Here is a 21,184-nt window from a genome sequence, read left to right as displayed (position 1 = left end):
TCTTTCTTTCATACCACATAACCAATGAAGTTACACTGAAATGACACCACATGAACTTCTTTCTATCATTTTTGCCGGAACAGTAATTCTTTTTGTTAAAGATTGCGGAAATTTTATTTCCTCAAGCAAACATTTAGTAGCTTCTACTCCTAGTTGAAAAATATTAATATCTACAGAAGTCAAGGAAGGCTTCATATATTTTCCTGTGGGAATATTATTAAATGCGACTATAGATAAGTCATCTGGCACAGAGATTTGCAACTCTTCTGCATAGCTTAAGAGTTCAATTGCAATAAAATCATCAGAAACAACAAATGCAGTAGGAGCCACTTCTTGTTTTAACAATTCTAAAATTTTCTCTTTAACCTGACCATTTAACTCTTTATCATAGACAATAAAATTCTTTTGAAACTCTATCCCATTTTCCTTTAAAGCCTGCTTATAACCCGATAATCGGTCAATAGTAAAAACCATTTCCATGTTAGCACCTATAAACGCAATGGAACGGTGTCCAAGACCAATTAAATATTCCGTAATTTCTTTCGTTATATAAACATTATCATTATCCACATAAGAAATTCTTTCAGCATTCTGAAAGGGTCTTCCTATAACAGTAAACGGGAACTTATTCTGAAGTAAATAATCCATAATTTGATCATTGGTTTTACTATAAAGAAGAATAATACCATCTACTCTTTTTCCTTGTACCATCTCAATTACTTCTTGTAGAATTTCTTCTTCTGTCGCACCAGTAGTCAAATAAATGCCAAATTGGCTTTTTCTTGCTTCTAAGCAAATTCCCCTTAATACTTCAGGAAAGAAAGGATTTTCTAGAACTCTTTCAGTGGAATTTGGCATAATGATACCAATTGTTTTCGTGCTCTTTACTACCAGACTTCTTGCTTGAAGATTAGGATGATACCCTAATTCCTCCATTGCTTCTCGAACTTTACGTTTGGTTTCATCACTTATTTTAGGATGATTGGCAAGAACTCTAGAAACAGTGGAAGGAGAAACATTTGCTAATTTCCCTACATCTTTTATTGTTACTCCCATACTTACTTACTCCTCTATCAATTCTCTTTTAAATATAGTAAACGTTATCATTTTTATCGAAAAAAATTTACACCCTAGTGCAAACGATTGCACCATAATACATAAAATATATCATAGTAATGCTTTATTTTCAAGAAGAAAAAAACTCCCTCTTAAAAGGAAGCTTTTTACTCTACCATATTATTTATCTAGATTTTAAATTTCTCTGACTGATTCTTTAATTGCTCTGAGATTCTCTTAATATTTTCCATGCTATGGGCTAACTGTTTATATATGTTCGTTTGCTGCATAATTGATGCATTCATTTGCATAGAGCTGGCTGCATTTTCTTGTAAGCTACCTGATAGGTTCAACATATTATTCTGCATCTCTGTTGTAATGAAAGTTTGTGTCTGTGCTGCATTAGTCATTTTATTTAATCCATCTGACATTGTATTTATATAATAAAGTATAGATTGAAATTCTTCGGCTGTCTTCTCAACCTTCTGAGAAGTAACTCGAATATTCTCTTGCTCTTCCATAATCAGTGTATCTGTTTCTTTCATTTTGTTCTGAATTTGGTTAACTATTTGTTTAATTTGTTCCGCTGATTTTCTACTTTCTTCTGAGAGTTTTTTCACTTCACTTGCTACCACCGCAAACCCATTTCCAGCCACACCAGCTCTTGCTGCTTCTATTGATGCATTCAAAGCTAATAGATTAGTTTGTTCCGTGATATCTGTAATAATGGAAACAATATGCCCTACTTCTTGTGAAGAAAGTTTTAAATCGTTCATAGCAGTCATTACCTTAGATGAATTTTCTTTTACAGCATTAATAGAGTTTACCGCATCATTAACAACAACTTCTCCCGTAGATGCCGCACGTAAAACCATCGACCTTTTTTCACTAACTATTTGTGAATCTTTGTCAATTTGTTTAGCTTGATTCGATATTTCTTGTATACTTATCAATGCTTTTTCTGAAACAACAGCACTTGCTTGTATATTATCATTCGCATCATTGACAGTACTAGATACCATATTCATCGTATTATTTGACTCTTCTAATGCAGCTAATACTTGTTTTGTAGAGTCATTAATGATAAAAGTTTGATGAACCATATCTTGAATTAGCGCACTTATTTGTTGAATAAATTTATTAAACCATTTGGACATTTTTCCTATTTCATCTTCGCTCTTAACTTCTAAACGCTTTGTTAAATCACCATCTTCTTCCGCAATCCGTTTTAACATTTCAGATGTCTTTTTTATGTTTGTGATCACATTATTATTAATAATCCAAATGATAAAAATAGACATAATTATACCTATTATGGTTCCCCATATTAACTCAATCAGTGTCCATTTTTGGATAGAGTCTACATTTTTTTCTCTTTCTTCTAATTGCTTCTGCTCTATTTCGACAATTTCCTGGGAAATGGTTTGTATGTTGCTCTCGTTTTGCATTTCTTCATTTACAGAAGTCATTTCAGATCCTTCTGGTCTTTCGTTTCTCATAATTAATTGCTGAATCTCATTTTGTTCTAATTGACTATTGGTTAAAATAATTTCCTCTATATCAGAAATTTGTTGATCTGCTAATTCTTCTATCTCTTTTATCAACTGTTGTTGCTTTACATTACTACTAGTATTTTCTTTTACTTGTTCAAGCTGGCTATTAAATTCTTCTTGCACCTTTGTTAAGGTATCACTAGGAGCATCAGTAGAATCACTAATGGAAAATCCGACTGTCATTGGCAAATTTTCAAACGAGTCTAATATAGAGATGACTTCCCATGACTTTCTATCGAGATTATTAGACTCTATTAGCCTAGTTATATTAATAAATGCCATTGTTGACACAACAATAAATACAATAATAATAGCTAAAAACGCTGAAATCATTTTATTACGAATGCTTAATCTTTTATACATGTTTTTCCCCTTTTTCGCTCTATGTATTTTAAGTATCATCCCACTTCCTAGGAAGGAAGAACTATTCTACTTCGCTTAGTTTAGTAGATAAATATGAACAAAGTATGACGAAAATATGAATTCTCTACTAAATAAAGTGAAAGAACAAAACTGATGGAAAATGAGAATTCAAAAAGAAGAGAAGTGTAGTAACACTCCTCTTCTTTTTCTTACATATTAAACTCTTTCTGCATAAATAATATAGCGCTCTGGTGCATTTCCGATGTAACTAAATGGGTAACAGGTTGTAAGGATAAGTTCTTCTTTCGTATTATCTAGTGTAATAATAGTTCTATCATCGGCATCAACTATTTTAGTAGATGTAATTTTATAAGAGAATTCACCATGAGGTAATACAATTCTTAGCTCATCCCCAATGGCTAATTCACCAGCTCTTCTAAAAACAGTATCTCGATGACCTGACAATACAATTTGTCCATTTTCATCTGGATAGTAACTACCCTTATAATGGCCTACCCCTTTTTCTAAATCATCTGGATCTGTGCCTTCTACAATAGGTAATGTGCCATCAATCTTGTCTATTTCAAGTAATCCAACAGCATCACCAATTGGTGGGACTATACGCTCGCTATCTTTATCTACCCACTCTTCAATATCATGACTTTGAATAGCTTTCTCCGCTTCGTTTTTAGAATTTTCTGTCTGAGCTTTCGTATCCACAATACTAAAAACTCCATATCCAATAAAAAGCACTCCTCCTACAATAAGTAGGAGGGCTAACCATTTTGTTAATTTCATATTAACCTTATGCCTTTCTTCTATTATTTAGATAGAAAACTGCGAAACCAATAATCATCAATCCTAATCCTACTATGATTAAATTGTAAGTCATTGAAGCAGTATTTGGCAATAATTTTCCTTCTTTAGTAGAAGAATTGTCTTTTGTAGTTGTTTTACTTCCAGTACCAGATTTTGTATCTTCTTTAGATTGGTCATTATTAGTACTTGGAGTTTTAGTTTCATCATTTTGTTGTTCATTTCCATTTCCTGGAGCAACAGTTTCATTGCCTGCTTGGTCATTTCCAGCTCCAGGTGTTTCCGTTTCATTACCAGGCTTCTCATTTTCATCTCCAGGTACTTCTATTTCATCACCGGGATTAGTTGTATCACTTGTTACTTGTGAAATACGTCCTTCTGCAATACTTGTTACAGGACCATTAATAGACTTAATATAATCTACAGTAGCTTGTAGATCTTCTGGTCCTTGTACAGGGTTTTCTCCATACTTATTTAAAAGATACTTATCTGAACTATGTGGATACATATAGTTGTTTACAGTCACTGTATATGTTTTGCTTAAATCCACTTTAGTACCATCTGGCAATAATAGGTCCACTACTTGACCAAAATCACCTAATGATGCATCCCAAGTATATTTAAATCCAGCAATACTGACATCTGGACCATATGAGCTAAATTGAGTGTTAAGGATTTCTTTTAACTCTTGTCCAGTTACTTCCACTTTTACAAGTGTATTATTAAATGGTTGGATGTTAAATAATTCTTGCCAAGTGATATCACCTTGGTTTAAATCATCACGTATTCCTCCACCATTCATTAATGCAAAATCACTTTCCATAATTGCTTTCATTCCATCAGCAATTAAGTTTCCAAGAGCGTTATCACCAATTTCTCCTTTTTGTGCATATCCACCAGTTAAATCGGTAGCAGCATAGCCAACTACTTCATTTAACTTTGGTCCGACTTGAGTTAAATACTTGTCTAGAATAGCACCTACTTCTGGGTCAGGAGTTACTCCCTCTTGTACAACATCAACAATTTGTGCTGTTTTTTCAGAGAAATCTTTTGTAACTGGATCTAATGTAAAGTCAATGTCTGAATATGCTTTTGCATATTCCCATGCCTGTACAATTAGTTTGCCGTCTACCATTCCATTTAGTTTTACATGATTATGTGCAGCATAGATAATATCTACAGCATCGTTTACGTTATTAGCAATATCAGCAATATTTCCAGTAATTTCATCTGATCCTTCTGCTTGGTCACCTGGAACATGGGAAACTACTACAATTGCTTCAATTCCTTGTTTTTGTAATTCAGGTACATACTTATTAATAGCTTCTACTTCGTCTGTAAAGACAACATTCTCATTTCCAGTAGAAATAATCATGTTTGGTGTTTCTACTGTCGCTACCCCGATAAATCCAACTTTTACTCCATCAACTTCCTTAATAGTATATGGATCTACTACTAATTCACCTGAATCCTTATATTCCGCGTTTGCTGCAACAACAGGGAAATTCATACCATCATAGCCCGCTGTCCCGTTTTGATGCTCTCCACCATTAATCATGCGAAGCATTTCGTCTACACCTTCATCAAATTCGTGGTTTCCTAGTGTTCCTACATCAAATCCTAAAGATTCCATAATTTCTACAGTAGGCTCATCTTGCAATAGAGCAGATACAGGTGAACTTCCACCAATCATATCCCCAGCATGAATTAATAGGGTATTAGGATTTTTTTCTTCAGCATCTCTTAAATAAGTAGCTAAATAATCTGCTCTTCCGTATTTTATTCCATTAACTGTACCAGTAACATCAATTTTTCCATGTAAGTCATTTACACCAAGTAGTTGACCTGATATAGGTTTTAGAGGCTCTGCATTAAGCTCTTTAATTCGACCAGTATTATAAGAAATTGGTCCTTTAAAGTTTTTCACAAACTCTACAGTTGCCGATAAATCTTCTCCACCTTGTACTGGGTTTTCACCAAGTCTTTGCAATAGATACTTATCAGAAGCATGCTCGGACATATAGTTATTCACAGTAACTGTATAATTACCATTTCGATCAATTTTCTCCCCATTTGGTAAGAAAATATCAACTACTTGACCAAAGCTTCCTAGGTTCTTATCCCAAGTATAACTAAATCCACCAATACTAACATCTGGTCCATAGCTACTGAATTGACTATTTAGAATTGCTTCTAAATCACTACCACTGATTTCTAATTTAACAAGTGTATTATTAAATGGTTGGATGTTGAATAAATCATTCCAAGTAATTTCTCCTGCTGGAAGACTTTCACGAATCCCTCCACCATTCATTAAAGCAAAGTCACTATCCATTGCTTGTCTCATACCATCAGCAATTAGGTTACCTACAGGATTATCTCCTTCAGCATCCTTTGTAGCATAGCCACCTCCCATATCTGTTGCAGCAAAACCTAAAACTTCATTTAATTTTGGTCCTACTTGTTCTTCATATTTTGCTAAAATAGCAGCAACTTCTGGATCTGGCGTAACACCTGTTTGCACTACATCCACAATCTCAGCTGATTTCTTAACAATATCTCCAGTTGTAGGATCGATTTCTAATTCAACATCTGCAAATGCTTTACCATATTCTCCAGCTTGTACAATTAATTTATTGTCAACAATTGCGTCAATGTTAACATGATTATGTGCTGCGAAGATTACATCTACTGCATCATCAACAGAATTTGCAATAGTTACAATATCACCTGTTGCACTTTCACCTGATTGATCTCCAGGAACATGTGCAAGAACAATGATTGCTTCTACGCCTTGTGTTTGTAATTCTGGTACAAACTTATTAATAGCAGTTGCTTCATCTGTAAAGCGAACATTTTCATTTCCTTTCGTAATAATCATGTTTGGAGTGTCTGTTGTTGCCACCCCGATAAATCCAACTTTAACTCCTTCTACTTCCTTAACTGTGTAAGGATCTAGAACTAGTTCACCTGAATCTTTATATTGAACATTTGCAGCAACCATTGGAAAATCAATTCCATCATAGTTTACTGTTCCGTTCTGATGATTTCCACCATTAATCAAGCGAAGCATTTCATCTACGCCTTCATCAAATTCATGGTTTCCAACAGTACCTACATCGAAACCAATAGATTCCATCATTTCTACCGTTGGTTCATCTTGTAATAATGCAGAAAGTGGAGAGCTTCCTCCAACCATATCACCCGCATGGACAATTAAAGTATTAGGATTAGTTTTTTCGCGCTCTTTTAAATAAGTAGCAAGGTAATCCATTCTACCAATCTTATTTGTTTTTGTTTCATCATCATATTGCTCCGTTACTTTACCATGTAAGTCATTAACACTTAAAAGTTGTAATTTAATAGTATCTTTTATTTCTCCACCAGTAGCTGATGTGTAGCCATTCTTCTCCGCTTCTTCAGCATTTGAGAAGAAAATACGGTTTTCTACAGGAACTTCTTCATACTTAGCTGGTTCAACATATTTCTTTGTTTCTGAATTACCAACATATCTTAATAAACCTTTTCCTTGCTCTCTTGCTCTAAAAACAAAAGGTAACTCCATAAGAGGATTTTCTTCATTCCAAATCCCTAACTTGTTATCCTTCGCTTCTTTTACTGCTTGTTGATAGATTTGATACTCCTCTTCATCTCCTACTGGCCATAGGAAATAAGAAGATGCATACCCCTGTCTAACCATCTCTAGGTTTGTATTTAAATTATCTTCTTTTCTAATAATTTGTGCTAATAAGCGACCGTAATCATCTGTAGCTTCTTCGCCTACTTTTACAATAACCTTATCACCTGGTTGTAATAAAGAATTTAAATATGCTTTCGCTTTATTACCATGCTCTAATTGACTTTCATCCGCCGCATTTTTCGGAGAATGGTATGTTTCTGGAGTATCCATATTTACAAAACGAACCTTTGTTGCTCCTAAAACAGGGGATTCTAGATGAATAGTATCTCCGTCTACTACACTAGCAACAGTAGATTCATATTCTCCTACTGATGTTGGAGGTGTAGGTTGGCTATCTGCTAGTTTAATATCACTAGCCTTTCTTGGGAATAGTTGATATGTGTTATATTGACTTAGAACACCAGTAATTTCATACCATTTACCTGTTTCTAAGCTTGTGATAGCATCTGTACTTTCCATCACACGAATGGTAGTTCCATTGAAATCCCCATCTATAACAGCTACATTATAACCGCCTCCAGCTGGAGTTTCTGGGATAGATTGTACATATGCATTAACTGTTACTAGTTGACCTTCTTTTGGTTCTGCAACACTGCTATTATTCATATCTGCTAGATTAATAGCAATTGGTGCTGGTACTTCATTTTCTTCTGAGATAACTTGAATAGCATTTTCTTTTGGTTCAACTTCTAGTAAACCTTTATATTCTTTAATAACACCAGAAACTTTTACTTTCATTCCTTCCTTTAAATCAGGAAATCCAGTTGTGCTTTGGGAGAAAATATTAATACCTGCATCAGCATCCTGAATATAGGTGGATAATTTTCCGCCACCGATACTACTATTATCTGCTGTAACAATCCCTTCCACCGTTACTTCTAATCCAAGCTTCGTTCTTGCTTCCTTAATAGATATTGTTCCAGATGGGTCTGTAGATGGCTCTTCGCTACCACTATCTTTTCCATATGTCTTGTTACCTAACTTATGCTTACCTAAATCGGAGAAATAGTCTTGATCATATGTATCCCATTCAATAGTAGGATCAAAGCTATCCATTCCAGTGTGACCTGTAGTGATAGAGCTTTTACGTACAAGTGTATGGTCTTTTGCTGCACCATTACCCCATTCTTCCTGTACACCCACTTTACCAAATACATCGATAACTTCATCGTTTTTCTTTAGAACAATGGTATCATCACCATTGTAATTTACCACTCCACTAGTAATATCTGCCTTTTCTTTAATCGTTGCATTGGCAGATGCATGTGCAATGATATACATATCTCCTTGAGCAAGAGTTCCTTCTAATTGAAGTTGTGTATTAACATCTGTTTTACCATTCGCATACAGCTCAAGTTTGTATGATGATAAATCTAGATCTTTTCCTGTTCCATTGAATAATTCAATTGCTTTATTATTGGAACTTCCTTCTATGTACTCTGAGATGATTAAATCTGATATGGTTAGTTCTGCAGCATGTGCTGATGTTGGTGCAAGAGCACTAAAAATGTTCGGAAAAACTAATGTGAATATTAATAATATTACAAAAAATTTACTTTTTACGACACCTTTCACCCTTCTTCCTCCTTATATTTTAGTAAATTACTATTATAAGATAACTTATGTTTGTTAAATCTAAACTATTATTTTGTAAACTTTTTAATAGATTAACTAGACCTAGTTATTTCCCAATGAATAACTGTCATACTATGAGAATAAATCACTATATTAATGAAAATTATTTCCAATACCTCATCTATTAGAATAATAGTTTCCCCTTAAACTCAGACATAAAAAAAATCACAAATTCATCAGATTACTACTTTAATCGCTAGTATCTCATCGAATTTGTGAGGTATAATTATTTTCATTTGTTATTATTATTTACTAATTTATGCTGATTTTTCTGCGATTCTAGAAGCATGATTTCCAATTCTGACTAGATTATTAATAATATCTAAAAATAGAATTCCTGCGTCTCCACTACATTTTCTTTCATTTAATCTCTGTATATGTCGACTATTAAATAGTTTCTCCATCTTTTCCATCTCTTGTTCATTTCGAAGTGCCTTCCTAGCACAATCCGCATTTTTAGCAAAAAAGCCATCATAAGCAAACTGAAGAGTTTCCACAGCTAATCGATACATTTCATCCACTTCCATTTTAGCCTCTATAGAAAAAGCCACATCGTTATTTATTTTATATTCAGCTAATTCAACAATATTCTCCATATGATCACCAATTCGTTCTATATCTCTAGTTGCATTGACGATCAAAGCAAATTCCCTTTGTTCTTCAGGGGTAAATGGATTAGACGATAACTCTACTAAATATTTTGTTAGCTCTCGATCTAATATATTGATTCCTTCTTCAAACCGTAAAGATTGAACCTTATATTGTTTTTCTCCTGATTGTAAATATATATAGGCAACTTCTAGCCCTTTAAGCGAAAAATCTTTCATTCTTTTCAATTCTTCTACTGTTTGCTCTAATGCAAGTGTTGGAGCCTGATTTAAGTACCCTTCATCTAAGTATTGAGGCTTTACAATAATATGCTCGTTCTCACCAGGTAATAATTTAGATAAGAGGCGAATAAGAGTGATAACAAAAGGAAAAAGAACAATAACATTAATCACATTAAAGAGACAATGCGCAAAAGCAACTGTTATCCCTGCATCAAGTCCCATGAATGTCTTACAAAAAATAATAAAGCTAGTAAATGGTACAAGAACAATTAATATGAATAGCGTTCCAATAATATTAAAGATAACATGGAATAAAGCTGTTCTCTTCGCAGCAATAGAAGCTCCTATCGAAGCAATAATAGCTGTAACTGTTGTCCCGATATTCGCTCCAAATAGTATAGGTAAAGAAGCATCTAAAGAGATAGAATTTGTAGATAATAAATTCTGTAATATTTCTATTGTTGCACCAGAACTCTGAATGGTAATGGTCAATAATATGCCGAAAGTAACCCCTAAAATGGTATTACTACTCATATTCATTGTTAAGTCTTGAAACACCTCTAGGGAACGAAGAGGATACATTCCGCTACTCATTAGTGATAATCCGTAAAACAATGCTCCAAAGCCAAAAATGACTTTCCCTAATGAATTTATTGCTTGTTTCTTAAAGAGAAACATAAAGATTGCACCTAATGTAATAATAGGAAGAGAATAATCTCCTATTTCTATCCCAACAATTAGTACACTTACTGCAGTGCCAATGTTTGCACCCATAATAACTGGAATGGATTGACGGAGGGTCATAAACCCACCACTAACCAAACCAATTGTTAGTGCCGTAATACCCGTGCTTGATTGAATTAAAATAGTTACAATGATTCCAACTAGTAAACCTAGAAAAGGATTGGTTGTTAATCGATCAATACTATCTCTTAAGCGCTCTCCAGCAGCAGAGCGCAAGCCATTTACCATATATCTTATCCCAAAAAGAAAAATCCCTAATCCTCCAAGAAATTGAAAGATCATTTCTTGATATTGTACTTCCAAAGACTAGTCCCCCTAATGCCGCTTTTAAGATCTTTCCACCGTAATCATAACAATATACGACATAATTCTACATTAACACCGCATATCCTTTACACGAACTTAACACAATCCTATACATATTTTACAATATTTTTGGCCATTTAGAAAAAAATTCTCAAAAGTTTCATAAATTTACCGTTTTATTAATGTTACTATAGAAACAGATTTTATTCTCACTTATTCTCTAGATAGGAATTAAGGAGATTTTTATACGATGAATATTCGAAAGCCTATTCCTTCTTTATCCTCAAATTCTGTAACACTCGCAGCTTTATTGGGAATAGTTGGTGGTTTTTTAGATGCTTATACTTTTATTAGTAGAGACGGTGTCTTTGCTAATGCGCAAACGGGGAATATCGTCTTGTTTGCCGTTCATTCCGTTAGTGGTGAATGGAGGGAATCTATTCACTATATACCACCCATCATGGCCTTTATCCTTGGTGTACTCCTATCTGAGGTAGTCAAGATTCCTTCCATTCGAGAAATTGTGTTTAGTTATCGACGATCTATTTTGATTTTAGAATGTATCGTCTTGTTTATTGTAGGATTTATGCCTTCAAGTGTCCCAAATATTATCGTTACTACTTGTATTTCTTTTGTATCTTCCTTACAAATCTCAACCTTTAATAAACTAGATAAATGGGCATATAATTCTACTATGACAACAGGAAATTTACGAACAGCTACGCAGGCAGCATATGCTGCATTTGTCGAACATAACCCTGAAGCAAAAATTCAATTTAAAGAATTCACGCTAATTATTGGCTCTTTCCTATTCGGTGCACTATTAGGTACTCTTGCTACTTCTTATTTCGGTAACAAGGCAATCTGGTTATCTTCTATTATTTTACTTATTTCACTTATTCTCTATCATAAAGATAGAGGATATATCCGTAAGAAATTACTGAATACAAAAGAAGAAAGTTAACAATAGAAGTAGATGAATTTCTAACAAACTATAAAAATAGGATTAGAAGCCACATTCTTATTGGATCCACAATTAATCATTCCGAACTATTAGGCGATAGAATTAGAATTGCACTTAATAGTTCGGATCTTCACTTTTAGCTTGTTAACCATTCATAAAGCTCTTCCCATTGCTTCTCCAATTGTTCCTTTTCTAAGTAAACTTCTTGAAGAACCTCTAAATCTAGATTTTCCATTAATTTCTTTTCTAACTCAGTAATTCTCTCTTCTACTCTTCCTATTTCTTTTTTCCATACTGCTTGGTTATATAAGCTATCTTTAGCAGGCTTCAACGTGGAAGTATTGTTTGATACTTTAGCAACAGGTTTGCTTTCAACTTTGACCAACCCTCTTTGTTCCAATTTCTTCTTTTTGGCATCATCATAATTCCCTTCAAAAAATAGGATTTGTTGAGAATCAATCCAATATATCTTTGAAAAGAGTTTATTTAAAAGATATCGATCATGAGAAACAGCTAGAATGGTCCCATCAAATTCTTCTAATGCTTCCTCTAATACCTCCCTTGAATCAATATCAAGATGATTCGTTGGTTCATCTAAAATTAGCAAATTGATTTCTTGATACATTAGCTGTGCTAATCGGAGACGCATTCTCTCTCCTCCGCTTAAGTTCATTACTTTTTGGAAAACAGAGTGTCCATAAAATAAAAACTTTGCAAGAATATTTCTAGCCTCTCCCTCCGTTACACTTACTTCCTCTCGAAAAGCATCTATTACAGTATCTCCTTTCATATCTACTAATACATCCTGAGATAAGTATCCAACTTTCACATTACTACCTATTTTAATGTCTCCACTATCTGCACTTTGTTGTTGAAGAATCATCTTTATTAAAGTAGATTTTCCTGTGCCATTTTCTCCAATAATCGCAGCTCGGTCTTTGAAGACAACATGCATATTTACATGGTGAAATAAGTGTTGCTTTCCAAAACTTTTACAAACATCATTTAGGGCAATAACATCTTTTCCACTTCGATCACTTGCCTCCATCTCAAAACCCATTTTCTTTCTATTTATCATAGGACGAGTCAATTTTTCCATTCTTTCTAACGCTCTCTCCATATTTCTCGCCCTTTTATGAAGCCCTTCATTTGGTGGGTTAGCCCGATTCGCCCATTCTCTAAGACGCTTTATTGCTTCTTTCATTTTCTTTATTTTCTTTTGCTGCTCTTCATATGCTTGAAACTCTCTTAAAAGCCTCTCTTCTTTTTCTTTTGTGTATTGAGTAAAGTTTCCATAATAAGTAGTTAACTCTCCTTCTTCTAAATCCACCACTTTGTTAATGACTTCATCTAGAAAATATCGATCATGAGATACTAGCAAAACGGTGCCTTTATAATTACTTAAGAACTCTCCAAGCCACTCTACTGCCATTAAATCTAAATGATTCGTTGGTTCATCTAATAATAATAAATCGGGCTCTTGTAAAAGGATGATTCCAAGACCTATTTTCGTTTTTTCACCACCACTAAGATTTCCGTATTCTTTCTCTAATAAGCTTTGAATATTTAGCCCATACACTATTTTTTCAAGCTTTGCTTCTACTTCATATCCACCTGCATGCTGATATTGATCTTGTGCTTTTCCGTATTCTTCTATAAGAGATTGAAGCTTTTCTTCCGCTAATTCCTTCCCCATTTCTTTTTCTAATTCTTTCATTTTTTCTTCTAAGATATTGAATTCGTGAAAAGCAGTTCTTAAAACCTCTTTTACTTTCAATCCCTTCCCGTATTCAGGAATTTGTTCCAGATAGCCAATTTTCGCTCCCCTTTTCCAATGTATTTTCCCTAAATCAGGAGATTCTTTTCCTGCTAGTAATCGAAAAAGCGTACTTTTGCCGCTACCATTTCTTCCTACTAACCCGATTCTTTCTTTTTCTTTTATCTCCAGTGAAATCTCTTCAAATATGGTATTGCCACCATACATTTTACTAACTTGGTTGACACTACAAATAATCATGTTTTCCGACTCCTTTATAAACCGATTATCTCTATGCCACACCTTGTATGAGACGTGTTTATAAAAATACTATTTATTTAACGATAAAAGGGAAGTAACATTCCCCTTATCCTACTCTAAAAATGCTTTCATCTTTGTGTTCAAATGTATATATATAAAATAACCATGGAGAAATAAACTCCATGGCATCTAATTTTTGTGTATGATACTGATTACAGTAACTTTTTACACATACAAAAAGGAGCGCATGAAAAATGCACTCCTTAAACCGTCCATATAGATGTGGGTAAGAGATGTTTTCATCGTTTTAGTTTTGCTATTAAGTTGTTAAAAAAGGGCAGACTTATCCCGTTAACAACAAATACCGCAAATTTTGCACGGTTAATATAAAGATTTTCAATCATATAACCTTGCACTAAAACAGTAGAACTTAACATACTCTTCCACCTCCATCCTTTTATATTACTAACAATTATAACTGTCCTTTTGTAAATATTCAAGAAATTTAAGATTTTTCGAATAAAACGGATTATTCAACTCAATCCAGGCTGAATTGGATATAAATTTCCTTCTAACGCAAAGGAAATTCTCCCCGTTTCTTCCGATACAACAAGAATCATGGCATCCGATACTTCACTTAATCCAATAGCTGCTCGATGTCTTGTGCCTAACTTCTCTTTTTCTTTTCCATTATAATAAAGTGAAGTAGGGAAAATATTACCCGCTGAAATAATCGTATCCTTTTCTATAATGATTCCACCGTCATGAAGTGGATTTCCAGGGTAAAAAACAGCTTCTAACAAGGAAGAAGATAACTTAGCATGTAAGGGTATTCCAGAATGCACTAAACTTTCAATAGGATTCTCTCTCTTTACAGCAATTAATGCCCCATGTCGTTTCTCTGATAATTGCTGACAGGCAGTTGTTAATGTATCCATAAATTCAGTATAGGGTTCTAGATAAAGTTGCAAATAATAGGTTGCTGTTCTGTTATGAATATGTTTAAAAAGTTTATTCAGCTCTTCGAATTCATGTAAAATGCAACAATCCTTTTCCTTCACAGAAAGTTGCAATTTCGCGATATTATTCTGTAAATGCTCTAACTGCACTTCCATTTCCCTACTAATGTCCGATGGTAATCGCTCATTAGTCATGTATTACCACATCCTTTTTTGTTACTGTTCCCACTACCAACGAATGCTATGCTCCATAGACTCACACTATTAGCTGTACCAATCTGCATGTTCCATATGAAGAAATGGTAAATCTGTATCAACTTTCCCTTCTATTTTTTGCATAGAAAAATTATTTCCCTCCAACCATTTAGAAAAATTAAGTTCAATAGGTTTTTGATCCCCACCAAGTACAAACCAAGCCTTCAATTCTTTTGGAAAGTAAGCAGAAGTATGGATAGTACCGGCCCAGCTTTCATATAGCGTAGAAAATACTCCTGATTGACTCCCATTCAGAAGCCTAAATGCTTCTTCTCCATTTAAACCTAGGTGTTGATGCTGATTTATAATATCTAACCTTCTCTTGGAATCATCTAAAACATGACGGTTCTCCTCCATCATGATGGCAAAATGATTCGTACATGCAAAATCTTTTCTAACCTCCACTCTTCTAGGAGAAGTTTCTACTATATACGGAGTTTCACATGTCGTATCAAATAGAACATAGCTAAAAGAATGTCTATGTGGTATCTCTTTTAATAGTGCAATCGCTTCTTCCGTATTGGCACACAGCTCAAGAAGTAATCGACCAATCATATTACAAACAAATCCATCTCCAGGACGCTTTCTGTTCATAAAATTGTAGCCCATTGCTAAACCCTTCTCATTCATTCCATCCATCCTTCCTGTACAGCGTTGGCTTGGACCTATCATTGCATATCCCCCATCTGTAGGCTGAAAAATGGTATATCTTCCATCATAAGTTTTAGGGTGATAATCATAATTACGAATTAGATAATCTTTTCCAACATAAATAGAACAGCCTGACTGATCAATATTTAGGCGGTAGCCACAGAATTCTAGTAAGACACGCTCCATTGGCCATTTTAATGCATCTCTAAAACCAATTAATTCTTCCCATATAAGTGGAGCAAACTGTTGAAAAGCCTTTTTCGTATCTTCTACATCAATAGAGAACTTGGGTTTTCTTATTTTCCACTGATTCTCTCTGTTCTTTACTAAATAGGAATCCTTTAGTATTTCTCCTTGTTTAAAGCCAAATTCATAATGTGTTCCCCTGAATTGAATGATATCTGCAAAAACATTTTTCATTATATGGAATCCCCCATTTTTTAACATTATTACAAGAATACTTGGATTACGTCAAAAAGGAAAGAAATCTGAGCCCACTATTAACCTCATTAAAGTCGCATGTGGTATTAGAAAATGGAAAATGGCAGACTAATATCCAGAAAATACAATCAGACATTCGGAATAACAGATATTAGAGGTGATTAAAAAACAAGGTGCTAAAAGCAACTTGTTTTTTAATGTAGAGTAAATTTCCGCAATCCCTTAACCTTACTTAAGTACTTTACGAATAAGTTTTTCTTTCTTATCTGTATAAGGAGGAAAAATGAATGGAAGCTGAAAACGAGTACTTTTTCTTAAAATACTACGTTGATGTGAAAAGGTTAGAAAGCTATGTTTACCATGATATGCTCCTATTCCAGAAGCACCAACTCCTCCAAAGGGTAAATCTGGATGAACAATATGGGTCAATACATCATTCACACAAACTCCACCAGACGAAATGGTTTCTAGTACTTTTTGTTCTATCTTTTTATTATTTGTAAACACATATAACGCAAGTGGCTTATCCAATTTCTTAACAGAAATTATGGCCTCATCAAGTTCTTTATAAGAAAGTATCGGTAAAATTGGCCCAAATATTTCTTCCTGCATGGAGCTTGAGTCCCAACTTGCATCTAATAGTGTTGGTTCTATATAACGAGATTCTTTTGAACTTTTACCACCATACAATATTTGCTCTTTATCTTTCTCTAATAAAGTACATAAGCGATTAAAATGCTTGTCACTCACAATCCTACCTAAGTCCTTGCTAGTTTCAGGATTCTCTCCAAAAAATTCTTCGATAGCTTTGCGTAGTTCTTTTACTAGAAGATCTTTCACGGATTCTTGTACCATAATATAATCAGGTGCTACACAGGTTTGACCAGCATTAATGGTTTTACCCCAAATAATACGTTTAGCTGCCACCTCTAGATTAGCGCTTTGGTCTATAATAACTGGGCTTTTTCCACCTAGCTCCAGTGTTACCGGTGTTAAGTGTTTAGCTGCTGCTTCCATTACTACTTTACCAATTCCTGTACTTCCAGTAAAAAATATATAATCAAAGGCTTCCTTTAATAAAGCTTGGTTTATTTCCACTCCACCCTCTACAGAAAAAATATATGCTGGAGGAAAGGTGTCATTTATTATTTCCGTTATCACACTAGATACATTAGGCGTAAGCTCTGACGGCTTTATAACAGCACAATTGCCTGCTGCAATTGCTCCAATTAATGGTTCCATTACTAATTGAAATGGATAATTAAAAGGTCCTATGATTAGAACTGTTCCATACGGCTCATAACAAACAGTTCCCTTTGATGGAAATAAGCTTAATGTACTTCTTACCTTTTTAGCTTTTGTCCATTTATGTAAATGCTTTATTGCATACGTTATATTGCTTAAAACAAACCCTACTTCTGTCGTATATGCTTCAAAGGATTGTTTCCCTAAGTCTTTTTTTAATGCTTCTAACACTGCATGCTCATACTTTACAATACTCTTCTTTAATTGCTCTAATTGTTTTAATCTAAAATCTACTGATTTCGTTTCTTGTGTATGGAAAAATTCTTGGGATTGTACAACTATTTCATGTATATTCACGTATTTTTCCTTCTCTCTATCATTTATTTAACAGATTTTTATAAGCTATGGTGAATAACGTGTAATACTTGCTTCAAATCCTCTAAAGGAATTTGTCCTGGAGCAGATGCAGATTTTGCTGCTCCAAAGGTAATACTAGAACCAAATAATTCGCCTGAAAGTCTGCTTATAGAACCTTTACCTCCCATAGACATCGTAACAATTGGGCAATCAACCGAGCTTCTTCCCTCTAGAGTTGCCTCAAGTAATAGTAAAACATCTTTTTCCGACTTCGGCATTACTGCAATCTTAGGGATATCTGCTCCTAACTGTTCAGCCATTTTTAACCGATGAAGTATCTCTTCCTTGGTAGGAGTTTTTGCAAAGTCATGGTTAGAGATAATAACAACTACTTGATTTCCCTTTGCATATTTTACCATTTCCACTACTTCATTTTTTTCTTGGAATAATTCAATATCAAGCAAATCTATATAATTAGACCTTATAGCATGTTTGTATAACGTAACATACTCATCTATCGTAATATCCTTTTCTCCGCCTTCATTTGCTGTACGAAATGTAAATAGGAGAGGTGTGTTTCCAATAACTTCCCTTATCTCCTTCAAGGCAGAATCAACATCATCTAAATTTAAACACTGATCAAAAAAATCTACACGCCATTCCACTAGATCAACGTTTACGTTATTTAGGTAGAATGCCTCTTCTTTAATCTCAGTAAGTGTTTTTCCAATTAAAGATACGCAAATTTTTGGAAGGCCTTCTCCAATTTTCACATCTCTCACTTTTACAATTTCCGCCATGTGATCCTCCTTATAAATACTAGTTCTTGTCCGTAATCTTTTGCACAATGTAATCTGCTAATTCTTCTGATTCTTTAAGATCTGTAACTACTTTTATATGGTTTTGTGCATATATATTTTTTCTAGCATTAAATAATTGTTGAATATCTATTTCTGATTTCCCCTGTAATACTGGTCTACTAGGAATTAACAAAGGAATTCTTTCTTTCCAGCAGGAAAAGGACATACTTAAATAAATAACCAAACAATTCTCTAAACAAACTTGTCTAATCTCTTCTTGTAGAAAAGCCCCTCCACCTAAAGAGAGAACTTTTCTAGGTTGTTTTGATAAGGATACTATTAAATTTTTTTCCTTTTCACGAAAAGTACTTTCCCCATACTTTTTAAATATATCTGCTACTGCCATTCCATATTCTTTTTCGATTTCATAATCTACATCAATAAAATCTCGATCTAACCTTCTAGCTACTGTTTTTCCAATAGTTGTTTTACCAACACCCATGAAGCCAATAAAAACAATACTTTTATCTTGCAGAGAAATATCTTTATCCAAAAAGTCCACTCCCTATAACCCACTTTATTCGACTAAATAATATACCAATTATAAAATAGATAACCCTTATATCCTAGCAAATTCTTTGGTATAGTAAATTCTTTCTTAACATATAATTCAATGAAAAAACTATTTACATATTCTCAAGTAATGCACCTTTCTTATCCATTAGCTATCTATTCCCCTCATTCTATCTAATCCTTAACAGCACCCAATCTCTTGCTATAACAGCTTTTATTCCTCTTTTTTTTGACAAATCTCTCTAATTATCATTCTTTTTATTTATAATAATTATAAAATAGTATTGATTTTTTAATTAAAGATGATATTATAATAGACATATAACAAACAAGAAAACTATGAGGTGATTTTTTATATGTCAAATAATCGATTAACAACCAGCTGGGGAGCACCTGTTGGTGATAACCAAAATTCTATGACTGCAGGATATCGTGGACCTACATTAATTCAGGATGTACACTTACTGGAAAAATTAGCTCATTTTAATAGAGAACGTGTACCTGAACGTGTTGTTCATGCTAAAGGTGCAGGAGCACATGGATATTTTGAAGTAACAAATGATTTAACAAAATACACAAAAGCTAATTTCTTATCAGAAGTAGGAAAAAGAACTCCTATGTTTATTCGTTTTTCTACAGTTGCTGGTGAATTAGGTTCTGCTGATACTGTTCGTGATCCACGTGGATTTGCTGTGAAATTTTATACAGAAGAAGGAAACTACGATATTGTAGGGAATAACACACCTGTATTCTTTATTCGTGATGCTATTAAGTTCCCTGATTTTATTCATACACAGAAAAGAGATCCAAGAACTCATTTGAAAAATCCAACTGCTGTATGGGATTTCTGGTCTCATTCTCCAGAATCTCTACATCAAGTAACTATTTTAATGTCTGACCGTGGAATTCCTGCAACATTGCGTCATATGCATGGGTTTGGAAGCCATACATTTAAATGGGTAAATGAAGATGGAGATGGAGTTTGGGTAAAATACCACTTTAAAACAGAACAAGGAGTTAAAAACCTTGATGTTGATTTAGCAGGTCAAATCGCTGGTGACAACCCTGATTATCATACAGAGGATTTGTTTAGAGCAATTGAAAATGGTGAATATCCTTCATGGAAATTATCTGTACAGATCATGCCTTTAGAGGATGCGGACACATACAAATGGGATCCATTTGATGTAACAAAAGTATGGTCTCAAAAAGATTATCCATTAATTGAAGTTGGTCGTATGGTACTTGATCGTAATCCAGAAAACTATTTTGCAGAAGTAGAACAAGCAACCTTCTCTCCTGGAACATTAGTACCTGGTGTAGAGGTATCACCAGATAAAATGCTTCAAGGTCGCCTATTTGCATATAGTGATGCTCATCGCTATCGTGTAGGTGCTAACCATAATGCACTACCAATTAATCGACCGAAATGCCCTGTTCATAATAATCAACGTGATGGCCAAATGCGTTTCGATGGAAATGGTGGAGGTTCCGTTTATTATGAGCCTAATAGTTTTGGAGGCCCAACAGAGGCTCCTGAAGCTAAAACTACTGCTTTTGCAGTAAGTGGAGTTGCAGATAGTGTAGCATATGACCATAACGATCATTACACTCAAGCTGGTGATTTATATCGCTTACTATCCACAGAAGAGCGCGAGAGATTAGTTGCTAATATCGTTGGATCTATGAAGCTAGTACAATTAGAAGAAATTAAATTACGTCAAATCGCTCACTTCTATAAAGCTGATCCTGAGTATGGAACAAAGATTGCTGAAGGTTTAGGACTTAGCGTTCCTGAAGAAGTAAAATAATACATTCTACTAAAGGTAGGTAGCTCTCCAAAAGGAGTTACCTACCTTTTTTCATTGAATCTTACCATTTGATATCTTTAGGGAAAAACGATACCCTTATGATAGAAA

Annotated in this window: 14 protein-coding genes; 2 read left to right on the top strand and 12 right to left on the bottom strand. The window is 34.1% G+C overall.

What is annotated here, in order from left to right:
- Positions 1-30 precede the first annotated feature (30 nt).
- The 5 genes from F9279_RS21495 to F9279_RS21460 all read right to left on the bottom strand — a co-directional run bounded on the left by F9279_RS21495 (position 31) and on the right by F9279_RS21460 (position 11,000).
- Entirely contained in the window at positions 31-1,056 is a 1,026-nt protein-coding gene (locus F9279_RS21495) for a LacI family DNA-binding transcriptional regulator (protein ID WP_152116244.1), read from the bottom strand.
- A 188-nt stretch (positions 1,057-1,244) separates the two neighbouring features.
- Positions 1,245-2,972: a methyl-accepting chemotaxis protein gene (locus F9279_RS21490; protein WP_193224664.1), complete on the bottom strand. Its 1,728-nt coding sequence runs from the start codon at positions 2,970-2,972 to the stop codon at positions 1,245-1,247.
- 216 nt (positions 2,973-3,188) lie between these two features.
- On the bottom strand, positions 3,189-3,770 hold the full coding sequence (locus F9279_RS21485) for a class D sortase (RefSeq protein WP_152116242.1): 582 nt from the start codon (positions 3,768-3,770) through the stop codon (positions 3,189-3,191).
- Between the two features lie 7 nt (positions 3,771-3,777).
- Complete coding sequence (locus tag F9279_RS25810; protein WP_226793806.1) at positions 3,778-9,063, bottom strand: 5'-nucleotidase C-terminal domain-containing protein; 5,286 nt, start codon at positions 9,061-9,063, stop codon at positions 3,778-3,780.
- Positions 9,064-9,380: 317 nt separating this feature from the next.
- Positions 9,381-11,000 (bottom strand): Na/Pi cotransporter family protein, encoded by a 1,620-nt coding sequence (locus F9279_RS21460; protein WP_152116241.1) that lies wholly within the window; start codon positions 10,998-11,000, stop codon positions 9,381-9,383.
- A gap of 253 nt (positions 11,001-11,253) precedes the next feature.
- Between F9279_RS21460 and F9279_RS21455 the strand changes: the two genes are divergently transcribed.
- Complete coding sequence (locus F9279_RS21455; RefSeq protein WP_152116240.1) at positions 11,254-11,967, top strand: YoaK family protein; 714 nt, start codon at positions 11,254-11,256, stop codon at positions 11,965-11,967.
- A 136-nt stretch (positions 11,968-12,103) separates the two neighbouring features.
- Here the strand turns inward: F9279_RS21455 and abc-f are convergent, their stop codons facing one another.
- The 7 genes from abc-f to F9279_RS21425 form a co-directional block, all read right to left on the bottom strand.
- Positions 12,104-13,984: a ribosomal protection-like ABC-F family protein gene (gene abc-f / locus F9279_RS21450; protein WP_152116239.1), complete on the bottom strand. Its 1,881-nt coding sequence runs from the start codon at positions 13,982-13,984 to the stop codon at positions 12,104-12,106.
- Positions 13,985-14,283: 299 nt separating this feature from the next.
- Entirely contained in the window at positions 14,284-14,421 is a 138-nt protein-coding gene (locus tag F9279_RS26110; RefSeq protein WP_319020783.1) for an RAxF-45 family protein, read from the bottom strand.
- A gap of 96 nt (positions 14,422-14,517) precedes the next feature.
- Positions 14,518-15,138 (bottom strand): sporulation-specific diadenylate cyclase CdaS, encoded by a 621-nt coding sequence (cdaS, locus tag F9279_RS21445; protein WP_152116238.1) that lies wholly within the window; start codon positions 15,136-15,138, stop codon positions 14,518-14,520.
- Between the two features lie 69 nt (positions 15,139-15,207).
- Positions 15,208-16,269, bottom strand: a complete 1,062-nt coding sequence (locus tag F9279_RS21440) for a C45 family autoproteolytic acyltransferase/hydolase (protein WP_152116237.1) — start codon at positions 16,267-16,269, stop codon at positions 15,208-15,210.
- A gap of 249 nt (positions 16,270-16,518) precedes the next feature.
- Positions 16,519-17,892, bottom strand: coding sequence for an aldehyde dehydrogenase (locus tag F9279_RS21435; RefSeq protein WP_152116236.1), 1,374 nt, complete (start codon positions 17,890-17,892; stop codon positions 16,519-16,521).
- A gap of 38 nt (positions 17,893-17,930) precedes the next feature.
- A complete protein-coding gene (aroD, locus tag F9279_RS21430) occupies positions 17,931-18,692 on the bottom strand; it encodes a type I 3-dehydroquinate dehydratase (RefSeq protein ID WP_152116235.1) in 762 nt (253 codons plus the stop codon).
- 19 nt (positions 18,693-18,711) lie between these two features.
- Entirely contained in the window at positions 18,712-19,194 is a 483-nt protein-coding gene (locus F9279_RS21425; protein WP_152116251.1) for a shikimate kinase, read from the bottom strand.
- 427 nt (positions 19,195-19,621) lie between these two features.
- Here F9279_RS21425 and katA point away from each other — a divergent pair, with 427 nt between their 5' ends.
- Positions 19,622-21,076, top strand: a complete 1,455-nt coding sequence (gene katA, locus F9279_RS21420) for a catalase KatA (RefSeq protein ID WP_152116234.1) — start codon at positions 19,622-19,624, stop codon at positions 21,074-21,076.
- Positions 21,077-21,184: the final 108 nt, after the last annotated feature.

The sequence above is a fragment of the Bacillus sp. B1-b2 genome (assembly GCF_009183415.1).
Lineage (GTDB): Bacteria > Bacillota > Bacilli > Bacillales > Cytobacillaceae > Niallia.
Note: the sequence above shows the minus strand (reverse complement) of the source record. Positions and strands in the feature narration are given on the sequence as shown.

Bases quoted from the DNA above. Each gene is read 5' to 3' on its own strand.
- F9279_RS21495 (WP_152116244.1), bottom strand. From the start codon at position 1,056: ATGGGAGTAACAATAAAAGATGTAGGGAAATTAGCAAATGTTTCTCCT.
- F9279_RS21490 (WP_193224664.1), bottom strand. From the start codon at position 2,972: ATGTATAAAAGATTAAGCATTCGTAATAAAATGATTTCAGCGTTTTTA.
- F9279_RS21485 (WP_152116242.1), bottom strand. From the start codon at position 3,770: ATGAAATTAACAAAATGGTTAGCCCTCCTACTTATTGTAGGAGGAGTG.
- F9279_RS21455 (WP_152116240.1), top strand. From the start codon at position 11,254: ATGAATATTCGAAAGCCTATTCCTTCTTTATCCTCAAATTCTGTAACA.
- abc-f (WP_152116239.1), bottom strand. From the start codon at position 13,984: ATGATTATTTGTAGTGTCAACCAAGTTAGTAAAATGTATGGTGGCAAT.
- F9279_RS26110 (WP_319020783.1), bottom strand. From the start codon at position 14,421: ATGTTAAGTTCTACTGTTTTAGTGCAAGGTTATATGATTGAAAATCTT.
- cdaS (WP_152116238.1), bottom strand. From the start codon at position 15,138: ATGACTAATGAGCGATTACCATCGGACATTAGTAGGGAAATGGAAGTG.
- F9279_RS21440 (WP_152116237.1), bottom strand. From the start codon at position 16,269: ATGAAAAATGTTTTTGCAGATATCATTCAATTCAGGGGAACACATTAT.
- aroD (WP_152116235.1), bottom strand. From the start codon at position 18,692: ATGGCGGAAATTGTAAAAGTGAGAGATGTGAAAATTGGAGAAGGCCTT.
- F9279_RS21425 (WP_152116251.1), bottom strand. From the start codon at position 19,194: ATGGGTGTTGGTAAAACAACTATTGGAAAAACAGTAGCTAGAAGGTTA.
- katA (WP_152116234.1), top strand. From the start codon at position 19,622: ATGTCAAATAATCGATTAACAACCAGCTGGGGAGCACCTGTTGGTGAT.